Origin of the sequence: Rhizobacter sp., from assembly GCF_031412495.1 — a bacterium.
GTDB lineage: Bacteria > Pseudomonadota > Gammaproteobacteria > Burkholderiales > Burkholderiaceae_C > Schlegelella_A.
Genome location: NZ_JANODC010000378.1, coordinates 1 through 10,698, shown reverse-complemented (window position 1 = coordinate 10,698; position 10,698 = coordinate 1). Strand labels below are relative to the sequence as shown.

At 67.7% G+C, this 10,698-nt stretch carries 9 protein-coding genes and 1 pseudogene; all 10 read right to left on the bottom strand.

All coding sequences use genetic code 11. From position 1 onward, the window contains the following. Nucleotides 1-101, bottom strand: a pseudogene (locus tag AC30N0_RS13910) (gluconate 5-dehydrogenase); the annotation flags it as partial. Continuing rightward, nucleotides 98-334, bottom strand: coding sequence for a hypothetical protein (locus tag AC30N0_RS13905; protein WP_489518501.1), 237 nt, complete (start codon nucleotides 332-334; stop codon nucleotides 98-100). The gene AC30N0_RS13905 and the pseudogene AC30N0_RS13910, both read right to left, overlap by 4 nt. Next, nucleotides 331-2,160, bottom strand: a complete 1,830-nt coding sequence (locus AC30N0_RS13900) for an acyl-CoA dehydrogenase (protein ID WP_489518500.1) — start codon at nucleotides 2,158-2,160, stop codon at nucleotides 331-333. The genes AC30N0_RS13905 and AC30N0_RS13900 overlap by 4 nt, the downstream gene beginning before the upstream one ends. A 45-nt stretch (nucleotides 2,161-2,205) precedes the next feature. Then, nucleotides 2,206-3,381 carry an acetyl-CoA C-acyltransferase gene (locus AC30N0_RS13895; RefSeq protein WP_489518499.1) on the bottom strand — a complete coding sequence of 392 codons (1,176 nt, stop codon included), beginning with the start codon at nucleotides 3,379-3,381 and terminating at the stop codon, nucleotides 2,206-2,208. Nucleotides 3,382-3,401: 20 nt separating this feature from the next. After that, complete coding sequence (locus AC30N0_RS13890; protein WP_489518498.1) at nucleotides 3,402-5,495, bottom strand: 3-hydroxyacyl-CoA dehydrogenase NAD-binding domain-containing protein; 2,094 nt, start codon at nucleotides 5,493-5,495, stop codon at nucleotides 3,402-3,404. A 138-nt stretch (nucleotides 5,496-5,633) separates the two neighbouring features. Further along, on the bottom strand, nucleotides 5,634-6,341 hold the full coding sequence (locus AC30N0_RS13885; RefSeq protein WP_489518497.1) for an ABC transporter ATP-binding protein: 708 nt from the start codon (nucleotides 6,339-6,341) through the stop codon (nucleotides 5,634-5,636). Between the two features lie 3 nt (nucleotides 6,342-6,344). Next, nucleotides 6,345-7,133 carry an ABC transporter ATP-binding protein gene (locus tag AC30N0_RS13880; protein ID WP_489518496.1) on the bottom strand — a complete coding sequence of 263 codons (789 nt, stop codon included), beginning with the start codon at nucleotides 7,131-7,133 and terminating at the stop codon, nucleotides 6,345-6,347. Continuing rightward, the gene (locus AC30N0_RS13875) at nucleotides 7,130-8,440 is read right to left on the bottom strand and encodes a branched-chain amino acid ABC transporter permease (RefSeq protein WP_489518502.1); all 1,311 of its coding nucleotides are present in this window, start codon (nucleotides 8,438-8,440) and stop codon (nucleotides 7,130-7,132) included. The genes AC30N0_RS13880 and AC30N0_RS13875 overlap by 4 nt, the downstream gene beginning before the upstream one ends. Beyond that, the gene (locus AC30N0_RS13870) at nucleotides 8,440-9,474 is read right to left on the bottom strand and encodes a branched-chain amino acid ABC transporter permease (protein ID WP_489518495.1); all 1,035 of its coding nucleotides are present in this window, start codon (nucleotides 9,472-9,474) and stop codon (nucleotides 8,440-8,442) included. The genes AC30N0_RS13875 and AC30N0_RS13870 overlap by 1 nt, the downstream gene beginning before the upstream one ends. 116 nt (nucleotides 9,475-9,590) lie before the next feature. After that, nucleotides 9,591-10,698: branched-chain amino acid ABC transporter substrate-binding protein (locus AC30N0_RS13865; protein ID WP_489518494.1), on the bottom strand; the 1,108-nt coding region annotated here is incomplete at its 5' end.

Genomic DNA, 10,698 nt, shown 5'->3' with positions numbered 1-10,698 from the left:
CCGAGCGCCTCGGCGATCTGCAGGCCGAGCCCGCGCGAGCCGCCGGTGATGAGCGCCGTCCGGCCGGCGAGGTCGAACAGTTCACGGACGTGGGTGCTCATGGGTTTGCTCCGGGTCGAGGGTGTGACGAAGAACGGTCGGGTTCGTCTTCCATGCGCGAGCGGACCCAGATGAGCGCGGCGCCCACCGCCGCCACCAGCGCGCCGCCGGCAACGACGCCGAGGCCGTACGCGCGCCCCTGCTGGTGCAGGGCCACGCCCACGCACAGCACGCCGAGCCCGCCGTAGATCAGGATCCAGGTCCACGAACCGAGGCGTTCGCGCGACAACTTCAAAACGCGTCCTCGGCCATCGTGCGGCAGGTGTCGTCGCGCGTCTCGACGACGCCGAGCCAGGCGCCGATGCGCGGCAGCTCGTAGCGGAAGAAATAGCGGCAGGCAGCGAGGCGCCCGACTGTCGCTGCGTCGGTGCCCGGCTGGCGTGCGACGCGGGCGGCGACGTCGAGCCAGATCCAGGCGATGACGACGTGACCGAAGGCCTGCAGGTACGGCGTCGCATTGGCCAGGGCTTCCTCGGGCGAGCCGCCGGACCAGGCGGCGTGCGTCGCGGCGACGAGGTGGGCGATCGCCGCGCGCAGGGCCCGCGCGTGCTCGCCCAGGCTAGGCGCCGCGTCGGCGGCGTCGGCGGTCGCGAGCATCGTCGTCCGCAGCAGCTCGAGCCCGGCGCCGCCGTCCATCACGACTTTGCGGCCGAGCAGGTCGAGCGCCTGGATGCCGTGCGTGCCCTCGTGAATCATGTTCAGGCGGTTGTCGCGCCAGTACTGCTCGACCGGGAAGTCGCGCGTGTAGCCGTAGCCGCCGAGGACCTGGATCGCGAGGCTGTTCGCCTCCAGGCACCACTCGCTCGGCCAGCTCTTGGCGATGGGGGTGAGGACTTCGAGCAGAGTGTGCGAGCGGGCCCGACCGTCGTCGTCGCCGGTGTGCAGCTCGTCGACGAGGCGGGCGCAATAGAGCTCGAGCGCCAGCGCGCCTTCGCAGTAGCTCTTCTGCGCCAGCAGCATGCGCTTGACGTCGGCGTGCTCGATGATGCGCACCGGCGGCCGCGTCGGGTCCTTGCCGCCCGGCCCGACCGGCCGGCCCTGCGGCCGCGTCTTCGCGTAGTCGAGCGACGCTTCGTAGCCGGCCACGCCGAGCATCGTCGCGCCGAGGCCGACGGCGATGCGCGCCTCGTTCATCATGTGGAACATGCAGCGCAGGCCTTCGCCCGGCCTGCCGACGAGGTAGCCGATCGCGCCCGCGCCGCCGCGCACCAGGTGCTTGCCTTCGCCGAAGTTGAGCAGCGTGTTGGGGATGCCGCGGTAGCCGAGCTTGTGGTTCAGGCCGGCGAGCGCGACGTCGTTGCGCTCGCCGGTGAGCTGGCCGCGCCCGTCGACCAGCTTCTTCGGCACGACGAAGAGCGAGATGCCGCGCGTGCCGGCCACGAGCCTGCCGTCGGGCCCCGGGATCTTGGCCAGGACCAGGTGGTCGATGTTCTCGGTCAGCTCGTGCTCGCCGTTCGAGATCCACATCTTGTTGCCCGTGTGGCGATAGCGCGGGCCGAGCGGGTCGCCTTCCGAGTCGGCGCCGTCGGGCACGGCGCGCGTGACGATGTCGGAGAGGCTCGAGCCTGCCTGCGGCTCCGAGAGGCACATCGTTCCGGAGAAGCGCCCGGCGAACTCGTTCTTCGCGAACACCTCCTGCTGCATTCGCGTGCCGTGCGCCATCAGCAGGTTGGCGTTGCCGCTGGTCAGCATGCCACCGCCGCCGATGCCGATGCTCGCCCGGGAGAAGAACGAGTGCGCCGCCATCTCGACGACGCAGGGCAGCTGCATGCCGCCGAGCTCGTAGTCCTGCGCCGCCGCGAGCATCCCCGACTCGAAATAGGCCTGCGCCGCGGCGTGGCTGGCGGCGGGGAGGTGCACCTTCTCGCCGTCGAACCACGGCTCCTCGGTGTCGGCGAGGCGGTTGAAGGGCGCGAACTTCTCGCGCGCGATCCGCTCGCAGGTGTCGACTACCGCATCGAATGTCTCGCGCGAGTGGTCGGCGAAGCGCGGGCGCGCCCGCAGCGACGCGACGTCGAGCCAGTCGTAGAGGAGGAACTCGACGGTGCGACGGTAGCTCACGGCGCGACCCGGGTCGACGGCTCGGCGCTCATGCCGGATCCGCGGTCAGAGCACCTCGAACACGCCGGCCGCGCCCATGCCGCCGCCGATGCACATCGTCACGACGACCCGCTTCGCGCCGCGGCGCTTGCCTTCGAGCAGGGCCGCGCCGGTGAGGCGCTGGCCGCTGACGCCGTAGGGGTGGCCGACGGCGATCGCGCCGCCGTTGACGTTGAGCCTGTCCATCGGGATGCCGAGGGTGTCGGCGCAGTACAGCACCTGCACGGCGAAGGCCTCGTTCAACTCCCAGAGGTCGATGTCGGCGACGGTCAGGCCGAGGCGCTTCAGCACCTTCGGCACGGCGAAGACCGGGCCGATGCCCATCTCGTCGGGCTCGCAGCCGGCCACGGCGAAGCCGAGGAAGCGACCGATGGGCTTCAGCCCGCGCTGCTCGGCGAGCTTCTCGTTCATCAACACGCAGGCACCCGCGCCGTCGCTGAACTGGCTGGCGTTGCCGGCGGAGATCACGCCTCCGGGAAGCGCCGGCTTGATGTCCTTGATGCCTTCGTACGTGGTGCCGGGGCGGATGCCCTCGTCGGCGCTGATGGTCACTTCCTTGGTGCGCAGGCCCATCACCGCATCCGCGACGCCGGCCATGACCGTGATCGGCGCGATCTCCGCCTCGAACTTGCCTTCATCGCGCGCGGCCGTCGCCTTCTGCTGGCTGGCGGCGCCGTAGCGGTCCATCGGCTCGCGCTCGATCTTGTAGCGCTTGGCGACCTGCTCGGCCGTCTGGAGCATGTTCCAGTAGATCGTCGGCTTGTGCTCGGCCAGCCACGGGTCGACGAGCATGTGCTTGTTGGCTTCGTTCTGCACGCAGGAGATCGACTCGACTCCGCCGGCGACGACGATGTCGTTCTCGCCGGCGATGATGCGCTGCGCCGCCATGGCGATGGTCTGCAGGCCGCTCGAGCAGAAGCGGTTCACGGTCATGCCGCTGGTCGTGATCGGCAGGCCGGCGCGCAGGGCGATCTGACGCGCGATGTTGCTGCCCGTGGCGCCTTCGGGCGTGGCGCAGCCCATGATGACGTCGTCGACCTCGGCGCCGTCGATGCCGGCGCGCTCGACCGCGTGCTTGACGGCGTGGCCGCCGAGCGTCGCCCCGTGCGTCATGTTGAAGGCGCCTTTCCAGCTCTTGGCGAGCGGCGTGCGGGCGGTGGAAACGACGACGGCGGTGGTCATGATGGTTACTCCTGGTCCATTCAGCTGAAGGTCTTGCCTTCGGCGGCGAGTCGGGCGAGCAAGGGCGCGGGCGTCCAGAACGCCGCGTCGTCGTGAGGGTTGGCGGCAAAGCGCTTCATCGCCTGGACGACGTTGAAGAGGCCCTGCTGGTCGGCGTAGTTCATCGGCCCGCCGCGGTGCAACGGGAAGCCGTAGCCTGTGAGGTAGACCATGTCGATGTCGCTCGCGCGCATGGCGATGCCCTCCTCGATGATCTTCGCGCCTTCGTTGACGAGCGCGTAGACGAGGCGGTGCACGATCTCGTCGTCGGGGATCCTGCGCGGCTGGATGCCGAGATCGGCGCGGTGCATCTCGATCATTTCGGTGACCAGCTTGCTGGGGATCGCGTCCCGCTTGCCCGGCACGTAGTCGTACCAGCCGGCGCCCGTTTTCTGGCCGAAGCGGCCCAGCTCGCACAGCAGGTCGGCGGTCTTGCTGTAGCGGATGTCGGGTTTCTCGACGTAGCGGCGCTTCCTGATGTACCAGCCGATGTCGTTGCCGGCGAGGTCGCCCATGCGGAACGGCCCCATCGCCATGCCGAACCGCTCCATGGCCTTGTCGACCTGCTCGGGCGCCGCCCCCTCCTCGAGCAGGAAACCGGCCTGGCGCGAGTACTGCTCGATCATGCGGTTGCCGATGAAGCCGTCGGTGACGCCGGAGACCACCGTGGTCTTCTTGATCTTCTTGCCGAGCTGCATGACGGTGGCGAGGACGTCCTTTCCCGTCTTCTCGCCGCGCACCGCCTCGAGCAGCTTCATCACGTTGGCCGGGCTGAAGAAGTGCATCCCCACCACGTCCTGCGGACGCTTCGTGAACGACGCGATCTTGTTCAGGTCGAGCGTCGAGGTGTTGGAAGCGAGGATGGCACCCGGCTTCATCACCTCGTCGAGCGTCTTGAAGACCTGCTCCTTGACGCCCATGTCCTCGAACACCGCCTCGATGACGAGGTCGGCGTCCTTCAGGTCGTCGTACTTCAGCGTGGTCGAGAGCTGCGCCATGCGCTCGTCGAGCTTGTCCTGCTTCAGCTTGCCCTTCTTGACCTGTGCCTCGTAGTTCTTGCGCATGATGCCGACGCCCTTGTCGAGCGCTTCCTGCTTCATCTCGATCATGACGACCGGGATGCCGGCATTGAGGAAGTTCATGGCGATGCCGCCGCCCATGGTGCCGGCGCCGATCACCGCGACCTTGCGGATCTCGCGAACCGGCGTGTCGGCGGGCACGTCGGGGATCTTCGTCGTCGCCCGCTCGGCCATGAAGGCGTGCCGCAGCGCCTTCGACTCCGGCGTCAGCATCAAGGCCAGGAAGAGCTCGCGCTCGAGCTTCATGCCGTCGGCGAACCTCATCTTCGTCGACGCAGCGACGGCGTCGATGCACTTCAGCGGCGCAGGGAAGTTGCGCGACATGGCGCCGACGGTGTTGCGGGCGAACTGGACGTAGGCGTCGGCGTTCGGGTACGAGACCTTCAGCTCGCTCACCATCGGCAGCGGCCGGACATCGGCCTTCTCGCGCGCGAAGGCGACGGCGGCGTCGACCACGTCGCCGTCGACGATCTTGTCGAACAGCTTCTGCCCCGGCAGTCTGGCGAGCACCTCGCTTTTCACCGGCTCGCCGCTGACGATCATGTTGAGCGCCGTCTCTACGCCGAGCACGCGCGGCAGGCGCTGCGTGCCGCCGGCGCCCGGGATCAGGCCGATCTTGACCTCGGGCAGGGCGATCTGCGCGCCGGCGGCGGCGACCCGGTAGTTGCAGCCGAGCGCGAGCTCGAGCCCGCCGCCCATGGCGACGGTGTGCACGGCAGCGATGGTCGGCTTCGGGCTCGCCTCGAGGGCGGCGATCACCGAGAGCAGGTTAGGCTCGGCCACCGCCTTCGGCGAGCCGAACTCGCGGATGTCGGCACCGCCGGAGAAGGCCTTGCCCGCCCCGGTGACGACGATCGCCTTGACCGTGGCGTCGGCGAGCGCGCGGCCGAGGCCGTCGACGATGCCGACCCGCGTCTCGTGGCCGAGGCCGTTGACCGGCGGGTTGTTCAGCGTGATGACGGCGATGTCGCCGCGCAGCTCGTAGGTGGCGCTCATGGCGTGTCCTCGTGAGGTGCCTGCCGCGACCGCGACAGGGAAAAGAACGTTCGTTCGATTCTAGGCGTCGGGGCCCGGAAGAGGCTGTCCCTGCGGCGACAACGAGGGCATCCGCCAAGGCGGCGCCCATGCCCCGGCTCACACCTCCAGCCACTCCTTGCGCACTTCGGCATTGCTTCGCAGATCGGCCGGCGTGCCTTCGAAGACGATTGCGCCGTGGCCCATCACGTAGCACCGCTCGGAGATCGCCAGCGCGATGGTGAGCTTCTGCTCGACAAGGAGGACCGAGACGCCCCGGTTCTTCAGCTCCTGGAGGTATTCGGCGACGAGGTCGACGATCTTCGGCGCCAGCCCCTCGGTGGGCTCGTCGATCATGATCAGGTCCGGGTCGCCCATGAGCGTGCGGCACAGGGTCAGCATCTGCTGCTCGCCCCCCGAGAGCACCCCGGCCTCGGTGTGCTCGCGTTCCTTCAGGCGCGGGAAGATCTTGTACATGTCCTCGAACGACCAGCGCGGCTTCGCCTTGCCGCCGCCCTTGCCCTTCTTCTCGCCGAGTTGCAGGTTCTCGTGCACCGTCAGCTTGGGAAAGATGTCGCGGTTCTCCGGCACGTAGCCGATGCCGCGGTGGGCGATGTCGAATGCCTTGAGCCCGAGGATCTCCTGGTCGCGCAGGCGGATCGATCCGCTGCCGGCGACCAGGCCCATGATCGTCTTGACCGTGGTCGAGCGGCCGGAGCCGTTGCGGCCGAGCAGGGCGACGATCTCGCCTTCGCCGATCCGCATGTCGACGCCGTGCAGGATGTGGCTCTTGCCGTAGTAGGCGTGGAGGTTGCTCAACTGCAGCATCGCTCAGGCCTGTTCGGCACGCGCCGTCTGCTGTTCCACGAGCACCGAGCCGAGGTAGGCCTCCTGGACGCGCGCATTGGCGCGGACCTTCTCCGGCACGTCGAAGGCGATCACCTCGCCGTAGACGAGCACGGCGATCTTGTCGGCGAGGCCGAACACCACGCCCATGTCGTGCTCGACCGTCAGCAGCGTCTTGCCGACGGTGACCTCGCGGATCAGCTCGATGAAGCGGCCGGTCTCGCTCTTGCTCATGCCGGACGTGGGCTCGTCGAGCAGGACGACGTCGGCGCCGCCGGCGATGGTGATGCCGATCTCGAGCGCCCGCTGCTCGGCGTAGGTGAGGTTCATCGCCAGGGTGTCGCGTTTTCTCTCGAGTCGCAACATCGCGAGCAGCTGCTCGGCGCGCTCGTTCGCGTCGCGCAGGTCGGCGAGGAACTTCCAGAACGCGTAGCGGTAGCCCATGGCCCAGAGCAGGCCGCAGCGCAGGTTCTCGAACACCGAGAGGCGGCCGAAGATGTTGGTGATCTGGAAGCTGCGCGCCAGGCCGAGGCGGTTGATCTCGTACGGAAGCAGCCCGTCGATGCGCTTGCCGTTGAGGAGCACCTGGCCGCTGGTCGGCCCGAAGCGGCCGCTGATGAGGTTGAAGAGGGTCGACTTGCCGGCGCCGTTCGGGCCGATGATCGCGACCCGCTCGCCCGGCGCGACCGCCAGGTTGGTGCCGCGGATGATCTCCGTCTTGCCGAAGGACTTGCGCAGGTCCTTCAGCTCGACGGCGTAGGCCGGGGCGCTCACGCCGGCTCCTTGAACGTCATGTCGGCCTCGATCTCTTCCTGGATCGCGCCCCACTCGCGCGCGAAGCGGCGGCGGACAAATTCGAACGCTCCGAAGCCCGCCGCGATGACCGCCAGCGCCGCGAACCAGTGCGCCAGGTTGCTCACGTCGACCGACAGGCCGAGGTAGCGCATCGGCGCGCCCACGGCTCCGCCGAGCTGAAGGTGGTAGACCATTTCCACCAGCGCGCCGAAGCCGGCCAGCAGCACGATGGCAGCAAGCGTCAGCAGGGCATACCAGCGCCAGAGCCGATGCAGCTTCCTGTGCATGGCCACGCGCAGGTTCATCATGATCAGGCTGGCGATGCCGCCCGGCGCGTACATGACCATGAAGAGGAAGACGAAGCCGAGGTAGAGCTGCCAGGCGTTGGTCAGTTCGGACAGCAGCACCGAGGCGAAGACCATCAGCACCGCGCCGATGATCGGGCCGAAGAAGAAGGTCGCGCCACCCAGGAAGGTGAAGAGGAGGTAGCCGCCGGAGCGGATCGAGCCGACCACCTCGGCCGTCGCGATCTCGAAATTGAGCGCGTACATTCCGCCGGCGATGCCGGCGAAGAAGCCGGCGATGATGAACGACAGGTAGCGCACCCGCTGCGTGCTGTAGCCGATGAACTCGACCCGCTCGGGATTGTCGCGCACCGCGTTGAGCATCCGGCCGAGCGGCGTCCGCGTGAAGGCGAACATGGCCGCCGTGCAGACGAGCGTGTAGATGGCGAGCAGGTAGTAGACCTGGATCTGCGGCCCGAAGGTGATGCCGAGGACGGGCTGGCCGACGACCCGGTTCGCCGAGACGCCGCCCTCGCCGCCGAAGAACTCGGGGACCATCAGCGACATCGCGAAGACCAGCTCGCCGATGCCGAGCGTGATCATCGCGAACGGCGTCCCCGCCTTCTTCGTCGTCACGTAGCCGAGGACGATGGCGAAGCCCATGCCGGCCAGGCCGCCGACAAGCGGGATCAGGCTCACCGGTATCGGCAACGTGCCCTTGCCGATGCCGAGCAGCGCGTGCACGGCCACGAACGAGGCCAGGCCGGAATAGACGGCATGGCCGAAGCTCAGCATGCCGCCCTGGCCGAGCAGCATGTTGTAGGAGAGGCAGGCGACGATGGCGATGCCGACCTGCGACAGGATCGACAGCGACAGGCTGCTCGGGAAGACGAGCGGCGCGACCGCGAGCACGAGCGCGAAGCCGCCCCAGACGACGATCCGCCCCGTGTTGACGCGCCGAACAGGCGTCGCGGGGGCTGCGAGGGAATCGGCGACCTGCATCATCCCTCCCGGGTTCCGAGCAGGCCCTTGGGCCGAAAGATCAGGATCAGCACCAGGAACAGGTAGGGAAGGATGGGCGCGATCTGCGAGATGCTCATCTTCAGCAGGGTCTGGTCGGCGGCTGCCGCGGACAACGTCAGGCCCACTCCACGCACCACGTCACCCAGGGAGTAGTCGAGCGCCACCGCGAAGGTCTGGATGACGCCGATCAGCAGGGACGCGACGAAGGCGCCCGCGAGCGAGCCCATACCCCCCACCACGACGACGACGAAGATCACGGAGCCGACGGTCGCCGCCATCGCCGGCTCGGTGACGAAGGTGCTGCCGCCGATCACGCCGGCCAGGCCGGCGAGCGCCGAGCCGGCGCCAAAGACGAGCATGAAGACGCGCGGCACGTTGTGGCCGAGCGCTTCCACCATCTCCGGGTGGGTGAGCGCGCTCTGGATCACCAGGCCGATCCGGGTGCGCGTGAGCAGCAGCCAGAGGGCCACGAGCATCGCCACCGCGACCAGCATCATGAAGCCGCGCGTCGCCGGGAACGGCGAGCAGACGATGCGCACTGTCGCATCCGCCGCCGAGCACATCGCCGCGGGTGCTGCGCCGAAGACCAGGCGAAGGCCGTCGATCGAGGAATTGACCAGCGTGAACGCCGGCCCGCGCAGCACCTCGGGCGGCGGAAACTCGACCGCGGTCCGGCCCCAGACGAGAAGCACCAGCTCGATGATGACGAACGAGAGCCCGAAGGTGATCAGCAGCTCCGGCACGTGTCCGAACTTGTGGACGCGGCGCAGGAAGAACTTCTCGAACAGCGCGCCGAGCACGCCGACGACGATCGGCGCCAGGACCAGCGCTGGCCAGAAGCCCACGATCTTCGAGATCGAGTACGCGATGTACGCACCGATCATGTAGAAGCTGGCGTGGGCGAAGTTCAGCACGCCCATCATGCTGAAGATGAGGGTCAGGCCCGAGCTCAGCATGAACAGCAACAGGCCGTAGCTCAGCCCGTTGAGCATCGAGATGGTGAAGAACTCCATGGGGGCGTGGCCGTTGGTGGCGGATCAATGCTGGCGAAGTCCGCCCGTCTATGCAAGAGGCCCGAGGCGGCCGACGTGTCGACCGGATCGGGCCTCGTGCAGGGGAGGAGCCTGCTTTATGCGCCCGGGCGCTTCATCTGGCAGCTCGTCGGCGTGCTCGACACGTAGTTGGGGTACTCGGCCACGGGCACCAGCGTCATGCCGGTGTTCTCGGGGCTGTACGTGTACTTCCCCTCGGCCTTCTGCCAGACCGTGATGTAGAGCGGCTGCTGCAGCTGGTGGTCGGACTTGCGCATCTCGACCTCGCCGCCGAAGGCGCTCCTGAACTTCATGCCTTCCATGGCAAAGGCCACCTTGACCGGGTCGGTCGACTTGGCCTGCGCCATCGCCTGCGTCACGAGTTCGATGATGCGGATGATGGAGCCGGTGTAGAAGTCGTCGTTGTACTTCTGCTTGAACTCCTTCTGCCAGGCGTCCATCTGGCCGCCCATGTGGTAGCTGTTGTAAGACACCTGGTAGACCTTGCCCGCGCCCGTGGTGCCGAGCGCTGTCGGCGTTCCCGTGACACCGGTGTAGTAGGTGAAGAACTTGCCGGTGTAGCCGCCTTCGTTGGCGGCCTTGACGAGGAGCGCGAGGTCGGAGCCCCAGTTGCCGGTGATCACCGAATCGGCCCCCGAGGCCTTGATCTTGGCGATGTACGGGGCGAAGTCGCGCACCTGCGCCAGCGGGTGCAGGTCCTCACCGACGATCTCGATGTCCGGGCGCTTGCGCTTCAGGTACTCCTTCCCGAACTTCGCGACCTGCTGGCCGTGCGAGTAGTTCTGGTTCAGCAGGTAGACCTTCTTGATGTCCTTCTGGTCTTTCATGAAGGTCGTCATGGCCTCCATCTTCATCGTCGTGTCGGCGTCGAACCGGAAGTGCCAGAAGCTGCACTTGCTGTTGGTGAGGTCGGGGTCGACCGCAGCCTCGTTGAGGAAGATCACCTCCTTGCCGTTATTGCGCTCGTTGTGCTTGTTGATCGCGTCGATCAGCGCCAGGGCAACCGAGGAACCATTGCCTTGGATGATGTAGCGCACACCCTGGTCGATCGCCGCCTTGAGCGCGTTCAGGCTCTCCGTCGGCGACAGCTTGTTGTCCATGCCGATCACTTCGAACTTCACGCCGGCCGGGTTGTTGGCGTTGAACTTCTCGGTGAAGAACTGCCAGCTCTTCAGCTGGTTGTTG